The sequence below is a fragment of the Muricauda brasiliensis genome, from assembly GCF_003057865.1.
Classification (GTDB): domain Bacteria; phylum Bacteroidota; class Bacteroidia; order Flavobacteriales; family Flavobacteriaceae; genus Flagellimonas; species Flagellimonas chongwuensis.
In genome coordinates, this window is the sequence record NZ_QBTW01000016.1 from 60078 (window position 1) to 78532 (window position 18455).

General features: G+C 41.2%; 18 protein-coding genes. 7 read left to right on the top strand and 11 right to left on the bottom strand.

Translation table 11 applies throughout. From position 1 onward, the window contains the following. Positions 1-36 precede the first annotated feature (36 nt). From DCK90_RS12285 to mnmE, 3 genes are all read right to left on the bottom strand, one after another. Positions 37-597, bottom strand: coding sequence for a PepSY domain-containing protein (locus DCK90_RS12285; RefSeq protein WP_199912689.1), 561 nt, complete (start codon positions 595-597; stop codon positions 37-39). Between the two features lie 234 nt (positions 598-831). Further along, positions 832-1164 (bottom strand): DUF3291 domain-containing protein, encoded by a 333-nt coding sequence (locus tag DCK90_RS12290; protein WP_108246518.1) that lies wholly within the window; start codon positions 1162-1164, stop codon positions 832-834. A gap of 131 nt (positions 1165-1295) precedes the next feature. Continuing rightward, the gene (gene mnmE / locus DCK90_RS12295; protein WP_108246519.1) at positions 1296-2666 is read right to left on the bottom strand and encodes a tRNA uridine-5-carboxymethylaminomethyl(34) synthesis GTPase MnmE; all 1371 of its coding nucleotides are present in this window, start codon (positions 2664-2666) and stop codon (positions 1296-1298) included. A gap of 86 nt (positions 2667-2752) precedes the next feature. On the opposite strand from mnmE, the gene DCK90_RS12300 reads away from it, so the two are divergent. Continuing rightward, a complete protein-coding gene (locus tag DCK90_RS12300; RefSeq protein WP_108246750.1) occupies positions 2753-3115 on the top strand; it encodes a DUF4870 domain-containing protein in 363 nt (120 codons plus the stop codon). Positions 3116-3168: 53 nt separating this feature from the next. Here DCK90_RS12300 and dnaN read toward each other — a convergent pair whose 3' ends face one another. From dnaN to DCK90_RS12325, 5 genes are all read right to left on the bottom strand, one after another. Beyond that, positions 3169-4287, bottom strand: coding sequence for a DNA polymerase III subunit beta (dnaN, locus tag DCK90_RS12305; RefSeq protein WP_108246520.1), 1119 nt, complete (start codon positions 4285-4287; stop codon positions 3169-3171). 120 nt (positions 4288-4407) lie between these two features. After that, positions 4408-6072: a gliding motility-associated ABC transporter substrate-binding protein GldG gene (gldG, locus tag DCK90_RS12310; RefSeq protein ID WP_108246521.1), complete on the bottom strand. Its 1665-nt coding sequence runs from the start codon at positions 6070-6072 to the stop codon at positions 4408-4410. After that, positions 6072-6803, bottom strand: a complete 732-nt coding sequence (gene gldF / locus DCK90_RS12315; RefSeq protein WP_108246522.1) for a gliding motility-associated ABC transporter permease subunit GldF — start codon at positions 6801-6803, stop codon at positions 6072-6074. The genes gldG and gldF overlap by 1 nt, the downstream gene beginning before the upstream one ends. Next, on the bottom strand, positions 6803-7105 hold the full coding sequence (locus DCK90_RS12320) for a putative quinol monooxygenase (RefSeq protein ID WP_108246523.1): 303 nt from the start codon (positions 7103-7105) through the stop codon (positions 6803-6805). The genes gldF and DCK90_RS12320 overlap by 1 nt, the downstream gene beginning before the upstream one ends. Further along, positions 7106-7936: an SAM hydrolase/SAM-dependent halogenase family protein gene (locus tag DCK90_RS12325; protein WP_108246524.1), complete on the bottom strand. Its 831-nt coding sequence runs from the start codon at positions 7934-7936 to the stop codon at positions 7106-7108. A gap of 119 nt (positions 7937-8055) precedes the next feature. Between DCK90_RS12325 and DCK90_RS12330 the strand changes: the two genes are divergently transcribed. The 5 genes from DCK90_RS12330 to acs all read left to right on the top strand — a co-directional run bounded on the left by DCK90_RS12330 (position 8056) and on the right by acs (position 14088). Continuing rightward, positions 8056-9015, top strand: coding sequence for a PhoH family protein (locus tag DCK90_RS12330; RefSeq protein ID WP_108246751.1), 960 nt, complete (start codon positions 8056-8058; stop codon positions 9013-9015). A gap of 12 nt (positions 9016-9027) precedes the next feature. Continuing rightward, the gene (locus tag DCK90_RS12335) at positions 9028-9975 is read left to right on the top strand and encodes a phosphoribosylaminoimidazolesuccinocarboxamide synthase (RefSeq protein ID WP_108246525.1); all 948 of its coding nucleotides are present in this window, start codon (positions 9028-9030) and stop codon (positions 9973-9975) included. 142 nt (positions 9976-10117) lie between these two features. Beyond that, positions 10118-10381 carry a DUF4212 domain-containing protein gene (locus DCK90_RS12340; protein WP_108246526.1) on the top strand — a complete coding sequence of 88 codons (264 nt, stop codon included), beginning with the start codon at positions 10118-10120 and terminating at the stop codon, positions 10379-10381. A 19-nt stretch (positions 10382-10400) separates the two neighbouring features. Then, positions 10401-12116, top strand: coding sequence for a sodium:solute symporter family protein (locus DCK90_RS12345; protein ID WP_108246527.1), 1716 nt, complete (start codon positions 10401-10403; stop codon positions 12114-12116). 64 nt (positions 12117-12180) lie between these two features. Further along, the gene (gene acs / locus DCK90_RS12350; RefSeq protein ID WP_108246528.1) at positions 12181-14088 is read left to right on the top strand and encodes an acetate--CoA ligase; all 1908 of its coding nucleotides are present in this window, start codon (positions 12181-12183) and stop codon (positions 14086-14088) included. Between the two features lie 30 nt (positions 14089-14118). Here the strand turns inward: acs and DCK90_RS12355 are convergent, their stop codons facing one another. Together DCK90_RS12355 and DCK90_RS12360 are read right to left on the bottom strand one after the other, a co-directional pair. Next, positions 14119-14769, bottom strand: coding sequence for a 3'-5' exonuclease (locus tag DCK90_RS12355; protein WP_108246529.1), 651 nt, complete (start codon positions 14767-14769; stop codon positions 14119-14121). Then, the gene (locus DCK90_RS12360) at positions 14769-16688 is read right to left on the bottom strand and encodes a DUF294 nucleotidyltransferase-like domain-containing protein (RefSeq protein WP_108246530.1); all 1920 of its coding nucleotides are present in this window, start codon (positions 16686-16688) and stop codon (positions 14769-14771) included. The genes DCK90_RS12355 and DCK90_RS12360 overlap by 1 nt, the downstream gene beginning before the upstream one ends. Before the next feature lie 188 nt (positions 16689-16876). Between DCK90_RS12360 and DCK90_RS12365 the strand changes: the two genes are divergently transcribed. Continuing rightward, positions 16877-17809: a peptidylprolyl isomerase gene (locus DCK90_RS12365; RefSeq protein ID WP_108246531.1), complete on the top strand. Its 933-nt coding sequence runs from the start codon at positions 16877-16879 to the stop codon at positions 17807-17809. A 441-nt stretch (positions 17810-18250) separates the two neighbouring features. Here DCK90_RS12365 and DCK90_RS12370 read toward each other — a convergent pair whose 3' ends face one another. Beyond that, entirely contained in the window at positions 18251-18445 is a 195-nt protein-coding gene (locus tag DCK90_RS12370) for a cold-shock protein (RefSeq protein WP_108246532.1), read from the bottom strand. Positions 18446-18455: the final 10 nt, after the last annotated feature.

Below are 18455 nucleotides of genomic sequence, written 5' to 3' on the forward strand. Positions count from 1 at the left end.
ATCACTATGTTTGAACGGTTTTCTTTTTGGTAAGAATTACGCTTTGCTGGCTTTTCTCATTCGTTTTGGTCCGTACCAAAGCCAAAACCCGGTAACGGTAAAAATAAATAGGGAAACGCCCATTACAGTTGTATAAACCAATTTAATGTACCCATCGGTGCCTAGATAATCGTCCACAATAGAGCCATCGTGAACGTTTTCCAAAAAATCAGACCGTCTTTTTCCGATGGAGAGTACATTTCCGTTAGATCCATCCAACTGAACTTCATAGAAGGAGTTTACGAAAATAAATTTTAAGGAGCCTTTTTCTTTTCTAATATCGATACGGTCAACTTCAAAAGTTCTGTCCATAAACTCATTTTGAATTGTATTGATGGCTATGGTATGAAGACTGTCAACGGGCAGCCATTTTTTTAGGTCTGCAGTTGTGCCCTTTTGCGTTTTTGGAAGGATATAACCATTGGAGTTCTTTTTCCATCCCAGAATGAGTCCGGATATGGATATAAAAAAGAAAAAAATGAATAATAATGCTCCTGTGGTTCGGTGTACTTTTCTAAATATGCGTAATACTTTGGCTTGCTTCTTCCTTTTGCCCATTCGTCCTATTAAAAACCCTAAAGATCATTAAAATTTACGGAAAGATAATAGGTGTCTGCCCTTGAATTCAGGGAATAACTTGGTATTTAACATAAATTTTTGAATGTAATGATGCTAAGCTGGAAGAACCATTTAAAAATACTAACTGACAGCAAATGGGGTGGCGAATACACCCACGACCACTTCGGCCCATATATTAAGAAAGAGTAGTGCAAGTCACTTTCCCGTAATTTTTCAAAATTTCCACACTTTTCCTCCTTCAAGCAGTTTTTTTGCTGCAGACCAATCGGGAAGTACCTCGGCATCAATCGTAATGGTACGGATTTCTTTAGCAATCTTTCCGCTGTTTTTCATGGCTTCCAAATGAGCACCGCTACGGGCAAATTCCTTCAACTCCTCTTCTGTGTTCCAGAGCGTCATGGTGTAATGTGTGGTCCAGACCCCCTTTTTTCTGAATTCCTTGCAATGGGTCGATTTTAGTTGTTTCAGAATTTTCAATGCGGTTGCCGATAGTGCAAAGAATTTGAACGGCCCCTTTAATTCAATGGACGTAATGGTTGCTTTCATCAATAGATGTATTACTGTTTGTTAGAACATAGGGGCTACGCAACAACGGTAAATATACATTTTGTTTGAAAATAACGGGCAAACCCTTACAAAGAGGGAAGATTTACTTTTTGTAAAATTGGACGCAAATCCTATTTACCAATACAGAAATTGGAAAAAATGTTACCCAATAAGTCGTCCGTTGTAACACTTCCTGTAATTTCACCCAAATGATACAATGCTTGACGGATATCGATGGCCATCAAATCGCTGGAGAGTTCCATGTCCAAACCTTCTTTCACTTTCTGAATTTCTTCAAGTGCTTTTAATAGCGCATCGTAATGCCGGCTATTGGTGATAATTGTGGTATCCCCGCTCAATGCTCCTGAATCTACCAATGAAAGAAGTTTGTCCTCTAACTCAGAGATACCTTCTTTAAACTTAGCGGACAACAAAAGTACATTGGGAATTTCTTCTTTTATTTTTTCAACTTGTTGTGGACTTAGCAAATCCATTTTATTGCAAATGGGCAACAATTGTTTGTTAGGGTACCTGTTTTGGATTTGTTCCAATTCTGACATGTCAAAATTCATTCCATCAAACAAATAGATAATGAGTCGTGCTTTTTCAATTTTGTCGAAAGTACGCTCGATTCCTATTTTTTCCACTACGTCCACGGTTTCACGGATTCCTGCGGTATCAATAAACCTAAAATTGATGCCTTTGATACTGATATGGTCTTCGACCGTATCTCGGGTTGTACCGGCAATTTCACTTACTATGGCTCTTTCTTCATTGAGCAGAACATTGAGCAAGGTAGATTTTCCCACATTGGGTTGGCCCACAATGGCCACGGGTATTCCATTTTTGATGACATTACCAAGGGCAAAGGAATCAATCAACTTTTTAAGGACTGTACTGATTCGCGTAAGCAACTCATTGAATTGGGTTCTATCGGCAAACTCTACATCTTCTTGTGAGAAATCAAGTTCCAGTTCAATTAATGATGCAAAATTCAACAACTCTTGTCGCAATTCTTGAATTTCGTTGCTGAACCCACCACGCATTTGCTGCATGGCAATATCGTGTGCAGCTTCACTGTCGCTGGCAATAAGGTCGGCCACCGCTTCTGCCTGACTCAAATCCATTTTACCATTGAGGAATGCTCGTAGCGTAAATTCTCCTGCTGAGGCAGAACGACAACCGTTTCTCAGCAATAGTTGAATAATCTGCTGCTGGATAAACGGTGAACCGTGGCAGGATACTTCCACTACATTTTCGCCCGTATAAGAATGCGGGCCTTTAAAAATGGAAACCAAGGCCTCGTCCAAAATCTTGTCACCATCAACAATATTGCCCAAATGGATGGTGTGACTCTTTTGTTCCACCAACTTTTTATTTTTTATGGACTTGAACAATCGGTCCACTAATGTAATGGCATCCGGTCCAGAGACCCTGATTACGGCAATCGCACCTGTTCCTGAAGGTGTTGCCAAGGCTACAATGTTATCTGTATACGACATGGGCACAAAAGTACAAATTCATGCGTGTTTGTAACATTTTTAATGATTTGTATACTAATAAGATGAATCATCAAAATCAATCAAAAATGGAAGTTATAAATCAAAAAGCAGTTAGAACGGACAATACTTTGTTGGCCGTTACCCACCTAACACAACTATTATCGTATGTAACAGGCTTTGGTAGCTTGATAGTTCCCTTGATTATTTGGTTGTCTTCAAAAGATAGGGTTGAGGGCATGAACGAACATGGAAAGGCCATCATCAATTTTCAGATTAGCCTTATCCTTTACATCATTATCAGTGTCCCTGCCATTTTACTTTTGGGCTTGGGTATATTGGGCTTGATAGGGGTGGGAATCATAGGTTTCATTCTACCTATTGTAAATGCCGTAAAGGCTGCAAATGGAGAATCACCGTCGCATTTTATGACGATACGGTTTATAGCATAAAAACAAAAAGCTGGAACATATTGCTCCAGCTTTTTTATGGTTGAATAGTTAGTTTAATTATTCAGCATCACCGGCATTACCAGCATGGTCACGTGCTCGCCCTCGTCCAATCCATCGATTGGGGTAAGGATGCCCGCTCTGTTAGGTAAGCTCATTTCCAAGGAAACTTCATCGGAAGATAAATTGTTCAACATTTCCAAAAGGAACCTAGAGTTGAAACCAATCTGCATATCATCACCTTGGTAAGAACAAGACAATCTTTCTTCGGCCTTGTTGCTATAATCCACATCTTCCGCAGAAATATTAAGTTCGGCACCGGCAACTTTTAAACGTATTTGGTGCGTGGTCTTGTTGGAGAAGATGGAAACCCTGCGCACAGAACTCTGGAATTGATTTCTAGCAATCGTAAGTTTGTTCGGGTTTTCTTTTGGAATCACCGCTTCGTAGTTCGGGTATTTTCCATCAATTAAGCGACAAACCAGTTCAGTATTGTCAAAATAGAATTTGGCATTGCTATCATTGTATTCTATGGTAACTTCAGATTCGGAACCTGCTAGAATACCTTTTAACAAGGTCAACGGTTTTTTGGGCATGATGAATTCCGCCACTTCGGAAGCACTAACATCTTGACGTTGGTACTTAACCAATTTATGGGCATCTGTGGCCACAAAGGTCAAGTTTTCTGGAGAGAATTGGAAAAACACACCGCTCATTACTGGGCGAAGGTCATCGTTTCCGGCTGCGAATATGGTTTTGTTGATGGCCGTGGCCAAAATATCCCCCAATAGGGTAGTGGAGCTCGGGTTGGAGACTTCCACCGCTTTTGGGAATTCAGCGCCATCGGCATAAGCCAAGGCATATTTACCGTGGTTACTACTAATTTCCACAGTATTGTTGTCCTCGACCACAAAGGTCAATGGCTGTTCTGGGAATGTTTTTAGGGTATCCAAAAGTAAACGAGCGGGAACGGCAATGGTTCCTTCGGAATCGGAATCTACTTCTAAAACCGAGCTCATTGTAGTTTCCAAATCTGAAGCGGAAACCGTTAACTTACTTTCTTTAAGATCGAACAAAAAATTGTCCAAGATGGGCAAGGTGTTGCTATTGTTGATAACTCCTCCTAAAACCTGTAACTGTTTCAATAAATATGTGCTGGATACGATAAATTTCATCAACGTAATACTTTAGTAAAGTTGCTTTTTTTGCAATTTATCCCTCTTGGAGGGCCTTTAAAATCAATAAAAACAAATATATCCCAAATGGATTTAGCAGAGAAACAAATTTATCAACACTTAAGCGGTAAACTTGCGTTTTCTGTAGTAACCGAAGAACAGTCCGAACAGTAAGGTCAAAGCCACTGGTAATCCTATGTTTACAAGCTGCCATTTAGTTTTTTGCTCTGCAATTTTTTTCACATCCAATAACGGGATGGTTACTTTCTTGTTTCGAATGTTAATAAGCCCTGTATTATCCAAAAGATAATTTGTGCTGTTCACCAAAAATTCCTTGTTCCCATAGCGGTTATTGGTCCATTTATCGTAACCCAACTCCAACGGTCTGCCATTGCGCAATTGGTTTTTAATAACGTCTCCATCAGAGATGACAATCATCTTATTTTCGGGGCCTTCTTCCGAGGTGTTTTGAAGTTTTAATGGCTTTACCCTGTTCTTATACATTGAGGTAAAGCTTCCTTCAATTAATACGGCCAGGGGCAAACCACCATTATTGTAACTTGCTTCATCAGGTTGTTGGTTGATGATGTCCAAACTTACGATTCTGGGAATTCCATCTGTTTTGGAAAGTGGCGAACTCTGCAACAGTATGGTTTTTTGATAATCGTTTTCCAATACGTCCATCGGACTGGTAAACTGGTATCTTACCGCTTCTATGTTGGTGTTGATAGGGTGATTGTTCTGTGAAAAAACCATGGGGTAATAAAACCAAGGAAGCGGATTATACTGCGAATCGTTTCCTTCTCCGGAGGCCAAAACAATTTGGGTGAAGTAAAGGTCGTTTACTAAAACTGGATTGATGCGAACCCCATATTTAAAGAACAAATCTTTTAAGTTAAGATCTCGTGGTGTAGCGATAGCTTCTCCACCACCAGCGTAAATGCTATCCATTTCCATATTGACCTGATCTATCATCCAAATGGATTTGCCACCTTGAACCATATATTGGTCCATCACATATTTTTCTTGGTCAGTAAAGGCCTCGGTAGGCTTTGCAATTAAGGCCAAGTCAAAGTTTTTTAATTGATTCAATACATTTTGTGGATTGCTTGCTACGGAATCCAATGTTATGGCTCCAATGTTGTAGTAATCCCGAATGGTAGTGAGGTAATCAGCGATATAAATATCATCTAGTTCGCCATTTCCCTTGATAACGGCGATACTCTTTTTTTCTTCAATGCTCAATTTGGTAAATGCATCCGCAAAGGCATATTCCAGTTGTTGTACGGAGTTGTTGATGCGCTCCTCTGCTGTGGCGCCTAATCTATTTTTAAGTAAAGGTACTTTTACCGTCTGGTCGTTGTAGTTGACCATGGCCCAAGGGAATACCAGTTCGTTGGATACTTTTCCGTTTTCCTCAACCGTAACGTTGGCGGGTTGTAATCCCAAGCTTTGCAATTGAGCAACCGTTTCCTGTGGATTCTCACTATCCTCCATGGGGTCTACCAAATTATATTTGATGTTACTGTTCTTGGACCCGAAGGATTCCAATAATTGAATGGTCTCTGTTTTCAATTTGGCAAACTCTGCAGGAATATTTCCATCCAAAAGCACGTCAACAATTACAGGGGCTTCAAATTTTTGGGCTACCGCTACGGCGGGTTCGGAAAGCGTATATCTTTTATCCTCGGTAAGGTCGAACCGGGTGTACACAAAACTGGCCAATAGATTGATGACGACCACTGCCACAATCACTTTTAATATGGACACCAAAAATTTTCTCATTATCGTGGCAATTGTTTTAAACGTTGAAATGTGAGGTACAGAAACAAAAGGGTCAAGGAGATAAAATACACCAAGTCCCTAGTGTCAATCACGCCTCTTGCGATGCTATCGAAATGTGCTTTTGCTCCGAGCGATTGTATGGTTTGTTGTGTTTCTCCATTTGAAAACAAGGAAGCGGCAGCATCAAACCCGTTAAAAATCAGAAAGCAGACCAAAATTCCCACTAAAAATGCAATGATTTGATTATCCGAAAGCGTGGAGGCAAATATTCCGATGGAAACATAGCAGCCCATCAAAAACAATAATCCAAAGTAAGAGCCCAATACCACCCCGAGATCATAATTACCTCCCACCATACCTAATCCAGAGATGGCAAAAACATAAACGATTGTCGGAACTACGGCGATGACACATAGTAGAAATGCGCCCCAAAATTTACCGAGGACCAATTTCCAAACAGAGATAGGCTTGATGAGCAATAATTCCAACGTTCCCATTTTCCGCTCTTCGGAAAAACTCTTCATGGTGATTGCAGGTACCAAAAAGATGAAAATCCAAGGGGCCAGCAAAAAGAAGTTGCTCAAATCGGCAAAGCCGTAATCAAAAATGTTGTATTCGCCCTTGAATACCCAAAGAAAAAGACCGTTAAGCAGTAAAAACGAACCCACGATCAGATAACCGATGGGCGATGTAAAAAAGGACCGTACCTCTCTCTTAAATATTGCGAACATTAAGATGGGTTTGTTGATTGAATTTTATGAACACTCCATGCTTCGGGTTTATCGGCGAACAGCTTTTTAGTATTGCCCCAAACCCCTTTGAAGAAATCGGAATTCCTGTAACTGTTCAGATGTGCTTCCGTATCCCAAAAACTATAGGTGAAAAATATATTTGAATTTGCAATGTCCTGATATAATTCCACCATATTACAGCCTTCAAAAGCGAGAATACCGTTTTTACTTTCTTCAAAGATTCGCTCAAAACTAGCAATATTTTCGGGTTTAAAAGTCAGTTTTACAATGCGTATCAACATTTAGAGGAAATTTATGGTTACCGTGTCCCTATAATTTAGTCCAAGAAGGGAGGAGGCCCCTCCAACGGAGTTCAGGTCACTTTTATAAATAGCAAGTTCTATGTAGCCAGCCGAATTGAACAATGCCAAGGCATCACCAGGGCCTTTGCGCTGGTTCCGTTCCAGATTATAATTTATGATGCCGTTATAGCTCTGGTGCACTTCCCTTATTTTAGTGGTACGTGCGATAATTTCAAAATCACGACCGCTACGATAGGCCTCGAACAAACTTTTTTGGATGTTGGTTACAACGTTACCGTAGTTGTCTATATAAATCACATTACCCGTGATGGTCTTACCCTCATTGGTGATCCGTGGTTCAAAATCACGTAGCTCTTTCAAGCTTTGGAAAGGTCGGCCTATAACTTCCAGTTTTCCGCCGCGAGCAATATGGCAGGCTACCTGAACAAAAATATGGAGCACGGGAAAGGCACCAGCTTCTGCATTGGGCAAATTGATTTCCACAACTTTTTCGGGTTGAACCTCGGAAGTTATCAAGGAAATAACACCGCTGTTGGCACTAACAAAATACTGTCCGTCCACCTGCACCACGATATGCTCGTTTTCGGGTGAAATTTCGGAATCCACCCCGACAACATGTACCGTTCCCTTTGGGAACGAACGATAGGCATTCCTTAGGATATAGGCACATTCCTGAATGTTAAAAGGACTAATGGCGTGCGAAATATCAACAACGTTGCAATCAGGCAGGTTGCTCAGTATGCCCCCTTTAACAGCACCCACAAAGTGATCCTTGTATCCAAAATCGGTAGTTAGGGTTATGATTGGCATACAGTACTGTTGATATGTTTTTCCGCCTTCAAATTGATTTTTAGTTAAGTTTGTTTGTAAAATTAGTCAAAAAAGAAAGAATTAAATTCTTCAAAAACAACTGTAACACCTCACAATTTTTGAACGAACTAATAATTGAACTTACGGAAATCAGTCCTCAGGAATTTTTTGGGCAGCAAAACTCCAATATCGAGTTGCTCAAAAAATATTTTCCAAAGCTAAAAATTGTAGCGAGAGGCAACAAAATCAAGGTATTTGGTGATGAAGAACTTTTGGAAGAGTTCGACAAACGCTTTGATGAACTTACCAGTCAATTTGCCAAGTACAACAAGCTTGACGAAAACATGATCGAGCGGGTACTTACCAGCAGCAGTAAGGAGGAATATACATCTTCCAAAAGTAGCGGTGATGTTTTGGTACATGGTGTTAGCGGTAGGTTGATAAAGGCCCAGACCGCAAACCAGCGTAGATTGGTGGATGCCTGTAAAAAGGACGATATGGTTTTTGCCATAGGTCCTGCGGGTACCGGCAAAACCTATACGGGTGTTGCCTTGGCCGTAAAAGCCTTGAAAGAAAAACAGGTGAGGCGAATTATTTTGACCCGTCCCGCTGTGGAAGCAGGGGAAAATCTTGGTTTTCTTCCGGGAGATCTTAAAGAGAAGCTAGATCCGTATATGCAACCTTTGTACGATGCCCTTCGGGATATGATTCCTTCCGAGAAATTGGAAAAATATATCGAGGACGGTACCATCCAAATTGCACCTATGGCCTTTATGCGCGGTCGTACGCTGGATAATGCCTTTGTGATTTTGGACGAAGCCCAGAATACCACCCATGCCCAAATGAAAATGTTCTTGACCCGTATGGGAAAAAACGCCAAGTTTTTATTAACGGGTGATCCGGGGCAGATTGATTTACCGAGACGTGTGATATCAGGTTTGAAGGAGGCTTTGCTCATTCTGAAAAATGTTGAGGGTATCAGTATCATTTACTTGGATGATAAAGATGTGATACGGCACAAATTGGTGAAAAAGGTGATTGATGCCTATAAAAACATAGAGCACCAAAATCAATACTAGAAAATTATGGGAATGAATACGCTGATGTCCACGGATTTTAACTTTCCTGGGCAAAAATCTATTTACAAAGGTAAAGTAAGGGAAGTTTATACCCTTGAGAATGATGTTTTGGTGATGGTGGCCACAGACCGCCTTTCTGCCTTTGATGTGGTGATGCCCAAAGGAATTCCGTACAAAGGTCAAATCCTAAATCAAATTGCAACCAAAATGATGAAGGATACCGAAGATATCGTGCCCAATTGGTTAATGGCGACACCAGATCCCAATGTGGCTGTAGGTAAGGCTTGTGAGCCGTTCAAAGTAGAAATGGTGATTAGGGGCTATATGTCCGGTCATGCAGCACGCGAGTACAAATCAGGTAAAAGATTGCTCTGCGGGGTTCCTATGCCCGAAGGGATGAAGGAAAACGATAAATTTCCTGAGCCTATCATCACTCCTGCAACCAAAGCGGAAAAAGGAGATCACGACGAAGATATTTCAAAAGAAGATATTTTAAAGCGCGGTATAGTTTCCAAAGAAGATTACGAAGTATTGGAAAAATATACGAGGACCCTTTTCCAAAGAGGAACCGAAATTGCAGCCAAACGAGGATTGATTCTTGTTGATACCAAGTATGAATTTGGTAAAACAAAGGATGGTGAGATTGTATTGATCGATGAAATCCATACCCCAGACTCTTCCCGATATTTCTATGCCGACGGCTATGAAGAACGCCAAGCTAAGGGCGAAGCCCAAAAACAATTGTCCAAAGAGTTTGTGAGACAATGGTTGATTTCCAATGGATTTCAAGGCTTGAAAGGACAATCTGTGCCGGAAATGTCCGATGAATATATTGAATCGGTTTCGAACAGATATATTGAACTTTATGAAAATATCACAGGAGAAAAATTTGTAAAAAGCGATATTTCCAATCTTCAGGAACGTATCCTGTCCAATGTAACGGAGTATTTGGCAAAATAACTATCGCTTACTTGTTATCTAACTAATAATTTAAAGGGAATTCTGTGAATTCCCTTTTTTTATTGCCTCGATAGTAATAAATCTTAAAACTAATTTGATATCTTGACATGGCACAAACAAATTAACTAAACAAACCAACACCATGTCAGAAAAACAAAAAAAAGCTACTGCTTACTGGAAAGAGAACCTCAGGTATTTGGTGATACTTTTGTTCATCTGGTTCTTGGTATCCTACGGAGCGGGCATTCTTTTCAAAGATGAGTTGAACACTATTCGATTGGGTGGATTTAAACTCGGGTTTTGGTTTGCGCAGCAAGGAGCCATTTACGTATTTGTCATTCTGATTTTTGTATATGTTCGTCTGATGAACAAACTCGACAAAAAATACGGCTACAACGAAGATTAACCCACCTTAAAATCGTATCATGAGTGATGTTCAAATTTGGACCTATATATTGGTCGCGCTATCCTTTGGTCTCTACATAGGAATTGCCATTTGGTCCAGGGCAGGTTCCACTAAAGAATTTTATGTGGCAGGCGGAGGAGTTTCGCCGTTGGCCAACGGCATGGCCACAGCAGCAGACTGGATGTCGGCAGCCTCTTTTATTTCCATGGCAGGAATCATTTCGTTTGCTGGTTACGATGGTGCCGTTTACTTAATGGGCTGGACCGGAGGCTACGTACTTTTGGCCTTGTTATTGGCACCTTACCTTAGGAAATTCGGAAAGTTTACGGTACCCGATTTCATCGGAGAAAGATATTATTCCAAAACGGCTCGCGTCGTGGCCGTTATTTGTGCTCTTATCGTTTCGTTTACTTATGTTGCTGGGCAAATGCGTGGTGTGGGAATCGTGTTTTCAAGATATTTGGAAGTTGATATCAATACCGGGGTGGTCATCGGAATGGTGATTGTCTTGTTCTATGCAGTTCTTGGTGGTATGAAAGGAATTACCTATACCCAAGTCGCCCAATATTGTGTTTTGATATTTGCCTTTATGGTGCCCGCTATATTTATTTCAATCCAAATGACGGGTAATCCTGTTCCACAGTTAGGTTTTGGGGATACCTTATCCGATGGCTCCGGAACCTATCTTTTGGACAAACTGGACGGTCTGTCCGAAGAACTGGGTTTTGCCGCATATACCGATGGCTCCAAAAGTACCATTGATGTCTTTGCCATTACCCTCGCATTGATGGTGGGAACAGCTGGATTACCTCACGTGATTGTTCGATTTTTCACGGTAAAACGCGTCCGTGATGCCAGAAAATCGGCGGGATTGGCCCTGTTGTTCATCGCCATACTCTATACCACGGCACCCGCGGTGGCTGTATTTGCGAGAACCAACCTTATTGAAACGGTTAGTGAGAAAGAGTACGAGAGCATGCCGGAATGGTTTAGCCGATGGGAAAAAACCGGTTTGATCGGTCACGAAGATAAAAATGGTGATGGCAAGATTCAATATGGAGCTTCACCTGAAATAAACGAACTTACAGTTGATCGTGACATTATGGTACTGGCCAATCCGGAGATTGCCGACCTTCCTGCTTGGGTCATTGGTTTGATCGCTGCGGGAGGATTGGCTGCAGCACTGTCTACCGCTGCAGGGTTGTTGTTGGTGATATCCTCCTCGGTTTCCCATGATTTGATAAAGAACGTCCTTAAACCTGACCTTTCGGAAAAAGGAGAGCTATGGGCGGCCCGACTTTCGGCTGCAGTTGCCGTTGTAGTAGCGGGATACTTCGGAATTAATCCTCCGGGATTTGTGGCAGCGGTAGTCGCATTGGCTTTTGGCCTGGCAGCGGCATCGTTTTTTCCAGCCATCATACTTGGGATTTTTTATAAAAAAATGAACAGTAAGGGAGCCATTTCTGGAATGGTAGTGGGTCTTTGTCTAATGCTTTTCTATATGTTGAAATTCAAATTTGGCATTTTTGATGGAGGTAAGGACGCGGTGTCCGGGCTTCAGGAAAATTGGTGGTTCGGAGTATCCCCAGAAGGATTTGGGTCTATTGCAATGTTGGTCAACTTCATAGTGGCCATCGTGGTTAATATGTTTACTCCGGAACCTCCCGAAGCTGTACAGGAAATCGTGGAAAACATTCGTGTTCCAAACCAAGCAGGACAAGCAATTGAGCACTGAATCTCCTGTGAAATCACTCCGTTTTTCCGTATTTTTAAGGCAGCTTAAAATTTAATTGAACATAATGAGTAATTACCACATTAAACATCTGGAGGAATATTTTCAGGTGTATCGAAAATCTGTTAGAAACCCTGAAGAATTTTGGGAAGAAGTAGCTGAAGAACACTTTTTTTGGCGAAAAAAATGGGATTCGGTACTGGAATGGGATTTTACAAAGCCAGAGATAAGTTGGTTTAAAGGAGCCAAACTGAACATTACCGAGAATTGTATAGATCGTCATATCCGTATAAGAGGCGATAAGACCGCCATTCTTTTTGAACCTAACGATCCAAACGAAGAAGCTGAACACATCACGTATCGGCAATTACACGAGAGGGTGTGCAAATACGCCAATGTGCTAAAGGATAAAGGTGTGGAGAAAGGGGATAGGGTCGTTATTTATTTACCGATGATTCCCGATTTGGCCATAGCACTTTTGGCCTGTGCCCGCATCGGGGCAATTCACTCGGTGGTTTTTGCAGGATTTTCTTCAACAGCGTTGGCCACTCGAATAAACGACTGCGGTGCCAAAATGGTATTGACGTCCGATGGTTCTTATCGTGGTAAAAAAGAAATAGATTTAAAAGCCATTGTGGATGAGGCTCTTGAAAGTTGCCCCGATGTGGATAGTGTTTTGGTTTCGAAACGTACAGGCGGCAAGGTTACAATGAAAGAAGGCAGGGATGTTTGGGTTCAGCCGTTGTTGGACAAAGCCTATTCCGATTGTGTGCCCGAACTCATGGATGCTGAAGACCCATTGTTCATATTGTATACCTCAGGTTCAACAGGTCGCCCAAAAGGGATGGTCCATACCACGGGAGGGTATATGGTGTACACGGCCTATACTTTTAAAAATGTTTTCCAGTACCGCGAAGAGGATGTGTATTGGTGTACTGCCGATATTGGATGGATTACTGGACACTCTTATATTGTTTATGGGCCATTGGCCAACGGGGCTACAACTGTAATGTTTGAGGGTGTACCATCATACCCCGATTTTGGAAGATTTTGGGATGTGGTTCAAAAACATAAAGTAACCCAGTTCTACACGGCACCCACAGCAATTAGAGCATTGGCCAAGGAGAACTTGGATTTTATTACAGAACATGACCTTTCTAGTCTCAAGGTTTTGGGAACTGTGGGAGAGCCTATCAATGAGGAAGCATGGCACTGGTATAATGATCATGTGGGCGACAAAAAGTGTCCGATAGTAGATACATGGTGGCAAACAGAAACAGGAGGTATACTTATTTCACCAATTCCTTTTTCAACACCAACAAAACCAACTTATGCCACTTTGCCCATGCCAGGTATACAACCTGCACTGATGGATGAAAATGGTAAGGAAATCAAAGGAAACCAAGTTGATGGAAGGCTTTGCATCAAGTATCCATGGCCATCCATTGCAAGAACCATCTGGGGCAATCACCAACGTTATAAAGACACTTATTTCTCTGCATTTGAAGGTAAATATTTCACAGGTGATGGAGCACTCAGGGATGAGGTGGGCTACTATCGAATCACAGGTAGGGTAGACGATGTTATTATTGTTTCAGGACACAATCTGGGCACCGCACCAATTGAAGATGCCATAAACGAGCATCCGGCAGTGGCAGAATCGGCCATTGTAGGATTTCCGCACGATATTAAAGGAAACGCCTTGTATGGCTATGTAATTTTAAAGGAAACAGGAGAAACTCGTAACCGGGATAACCTGAAAAAGGAAATCAACCAATTGATTACGGAACATATTGGTCCGATTGCCAAGCTTGATAAGATTCAGTTTGTAGAGGGGCTTCCAAAAACGCGAAGTGGTAAGATCATGAGGCGAATCCTAAGAAAAATTGCTTCAAAAGATACCAGTAACCTTGGTGATACTTCCACATTGCTGAACCCGGAAGTAGTAGAATCAATTATGAAGGAAAGTCTTTAATTAAATTTTTTGCTTTAAGTAAGGGCCTCTTTATCTAAGGAGGTCCTTTATTTTTTGTGGCTTTAGTTTTTCAATGGTTCTTAAAAAAGCAATTGCCGTAATAAAGGCATCCCCCAAGGCTGTATGCCTATCTTTTCTGGAAATACTGAATTTTTTTGCAAGGTCGTCCAAGGCGTACCGCTCTTTTTTTTGGACCACCGATGACATTAATAAGGTTCTAATATAGAGGGATTCGGTATCCAGCGTTTTATTTTTGAGCTTGGGAAGTCCATTTCTTTTAAGTGCAGCATTCATCATATTGACGTCGAATATCACATGGTGCCCCACCAATATGTGGTTTTTGGCATATTCTAAAAACTGCTTCAGGGCTTCAAGTTCAGAAATAGTACTCTTTTTACTGTGCTTGAGTATCCCATGGATTTCGGCACTCTCCGAATCGTAATGTTCCTGTTGAATGTATACTTCAAAACTTTCTTTAACCACAATGGTGTTGTCCCTCAGTTTCAAAGCACCGATGCAGAGCATTCTGTCCTTGGTCAAACTAAAACCTGTGGTTTCCGTATCCAGTACCACAAACGTATTTTCATGAATACCCTCTGGGAGCTTTTCTTTAAAGTGCTCCTCGTATTCCCACCAAAAATCGGGAAACTCCAATGATTTATTTTTGGAAAACGGCCACATTAGCGCAACAGGTTTTTTACTTGAAACCTAACTTCTATCAAGGATTGAATTTCCTTGACCGTCTTAAAGGTTCTTTTTAGTTTGATTTTTTCTTCCTTGTTCAATTTGTCCAAAGCAATGTATCGGCCCGAATCGTTGTGCAGTAAACCTTGTCTTGTTCTAAATTTGAGCAAAGCCTTGCTTGCGTAAGAACAGGCCAAATAGAGCTCTTTATTGTTGGGTTCCAGTTCCGCAAGTTTCTCATAACGTTCGGCCGTATTATTGATGGATTTGATGGAGTGGGATAAAATAAGCACCCGAGCTGCATCGATAATGGGCATAAGGGCACGTAATTTTAAATCGAAAAAGTCTTTATGTTCACCATCTTGCTCCACCAAAAAATCCCTAAAAAACCCTGAAGGTGATGGGTTTTGCAATGCACCACTTGCCAAATGGGTAAAGAATAATGGATATCCTTGAACATTGTCAAAAATATTTTGGGATAATTCATCGGCCAACGACTTATCTCCATAAGTGACATTATAGTCGAAAAATATGGATGACAATAAGATTTCGTCGGGACCCGGATTATGTATCCAATGAGTGGTCACCTTTTTCCATTCACTTAGGCTGTGGCACCAAGATGGGTTAGAAGCCATCATATCTGCTGGACAATATTCAAAACCAATGGTATTTAGCATTTTGGAAATCCGTTCGCCCAATTTTAGGAAATAGGCTCTGGTGGCTTCCAAATTTTCCACTGGAACATCCTCAAAAATAATCGCGTTGTCTTGATCAGTATTTAATAATTGTTCGCCACGACCTTGACTTCCCATACTCAACCAAGTAAATTTTACAGGAGGTTCTTCTTCCATTTTGGACAAAGCAATTTTTACCACCTGTTTTGTAGAGGCATCATTGAGTTCGGAAATAATTTTGGAAACAAGTCCCAACGGAATATTCTGTTCCAGATAACCTTGAAGCAGATTCATGATTCCATGTCGAATGCCCCGTAACCTTTTTACTTTGGAAGCCCTTTTTATGGCGCGTAAAAGAACAGCAGGGTTGTTTCCCACGGCAACCATAATATCATGTTTGGATAAAATTCCCGCCACCCTTGTGTCCGTAGTGCCATCCTCTGTGAGCACTAAATGACTGATATCGCTCTTCATCATGGCCATTTGCGATTGCGCTAAAGTAAGTCCTTTGGGATAGGTGATAATGGGGGATGACATTATGGATTGGGCGGATGCAGTAATGGGATATAATCCTGTTGCCACTTTTTTCCGGATATCTTTGTCCGTGATGATTCCCACGGGAAGGTCTTCCCGAACCACTAGCATGCAACCTACATTGTGCTTGGTCATTTTGTTGGCAATGGTCTTTACTTGTGTGCCCTCCTTGCAGGTGATGAGCTTGGTGGAATATTTGATGGGCTGCAAATCCAGCATTTTGTCGCTGGAATATGGGTTGGAGTCGATGTTGTCTCCATAGAGCTTGCCACGGTGTTTAATGGAATAGGGGTTTCCGGTGTTGGAGGCAAAACTTTCTATCAAAAAATTCCCGATACGTTTGTTTTCGAGAGCAAGAGGTTTAAAATCTTTAATGGGAATGGCATAGAGGATGGTTTCTTCATAGGCCTTAGCTTCCAATTTATAGCTTTCGTTGGCCAGCAGGGGGCGCAGTCCGAACACATCACCTTCATCACAAATATCCAATATCTGACTCGAACCTGCTTTGGAAAGTGCCACCGCACCTTTGTTTACCACATAAAAACTCTCGTGCGGGCTTTCACCTTGGGAGAAAACAACCGTATTGGTCTCTTTATGGATTATGGTCACCTCAAGGGACAATTGCTCCAATTGTTTAACCTCCATGGCATTAAAAGGCGGGTAGTTTTTTAAAAAGTCGGCAATACGCTCGGATATGGTGTTTTTCATACTACTAATTTAAGCCTTGGTTTCATTTTCTAGAAATTATTGCTCCATAACCTTTTAATGGATGATTCTCTTATATATACTGAGTTTCTCAAAGTGATTGCCGACTTTTTACCTTGCCCATAAACACCTATCTTTGCCCATCGGAAAAACAAGAATCCAATTTTCTAATAATCTATTAATCATATACAATGCAAGACGGAATCTACGCAAAGTTCAATACTTCCAAAGGTGAAATATTGGTGAAGCTTACGCATGATAAAACACCTGGAACGGTTGGCAACTTTGTTGCACTGGCAGAAGGGAATATGGAGAACAGTGCTAAACCACAAGGAAAACCGTATTATGATGGACTAAAGTTCCACAGGGTAATTGCCGATTTTATGGTACAGGGTGGATGTCCATCCGGAACTGGAACCGGAGACCCAGGATATAAGTTCGATGATGAGTTTCATCCAGATTTGGTGCATGATGGACCAGGAGTGCTATCCATGGCCAATGCAGGGCCAGGTACCAATGGGAGTCAATTTTTTATCACCCACGTAGCCACCCCATGGTTGGATAACAAGCATACGGTATTCGGCCATGTTCAAGAAGGTCAGGATATCGTGGATGCCATTTCTCAAGGAGATGCCATCGAAACCTTGGAAATTGTTAGGGTGGGTGAAGAGGCCCAGAAATGGAACGCAATTGAGGCTTTCCGTACATTTGAAGGTGCAAGAGAAAAGCGTATCGCAGAACAAAAGGCTGCTGCAGAGGCCGAGATGGAAAAGTTGGCCGCCGGTTTTGATAAGACCGATAGTGGACTTCGTTATAAGATTATTCAAAAAGGTAGCGGTGCCAAAGCAGAAAAGGGTAAAACTGTATCCGTGCATTATGAAGGAGCTTTGACGAATGGCCAAGTATTCGATTCATCCTATAAAAGAAAGCAACCTATAGATTTTTCATTGGGTATTGGACAAGTAATTCCCGGTTGGGATGAAGGTATCAGCTTGCTGAAAGTAGGTGACAAGGCACGTTTTGTGATTCCTTCTCATTTGGCATATGGAAGTACAGGAGCTGGCGGGGTTATTCCACCAAATGCAACATTGATTTTTGATGTGGAATTGATGAACGTGAAATAAAAAAATCACGTCAAAATATAGAAAGCCTTCAGTAATGGAGGCTTTTTTTATTTGGCCCGGTTTACGCTCAAAAACAATAAACAGGCGTTAAGTGCAAGTAGTGCAACAAGAATGCTTAAAAAAGTTGTCATGGTTGTAACGTGTTTATTAGGTAACAGTTGAACGGTAAAAAACCCTACCTATTGCCCTAATCGATTTTTTTGTTACTTTTTTGAACCATTGACACTCCATACCAATAGCAGGGCATTGACAATCAATAAAAACGAAAGTACTCCGAAAAAGGTATTCATTTATTATTAGGTTTATATGGTTATTGGGGAACAGTGCTTGTTTATTGCTTAGATAGTAAACTTTGGAATGGTTGCGTAGAATTTGAAAAAAAAAGCAAAAAAAAAGTCTGGGCCGCAGCCCAGACTAGTCTAGAAAAAAAGTTTATATAACTTATTCCGCAATTTGTACATTGACGGCGTTCAATCCTTTTTTACCTTGTTGTAGTTCGAATTCTACAACGTCACCTTCTCTAATTTCATCGATTAAACCTGAAATGTGTACGAAGTGATCTGTGTTTGAACCATCTTCAGTGATAAATCCGTAACCTTTAGAATCATTGAAGAATTTTACTGTTCCTTTACTCATAATATAAATT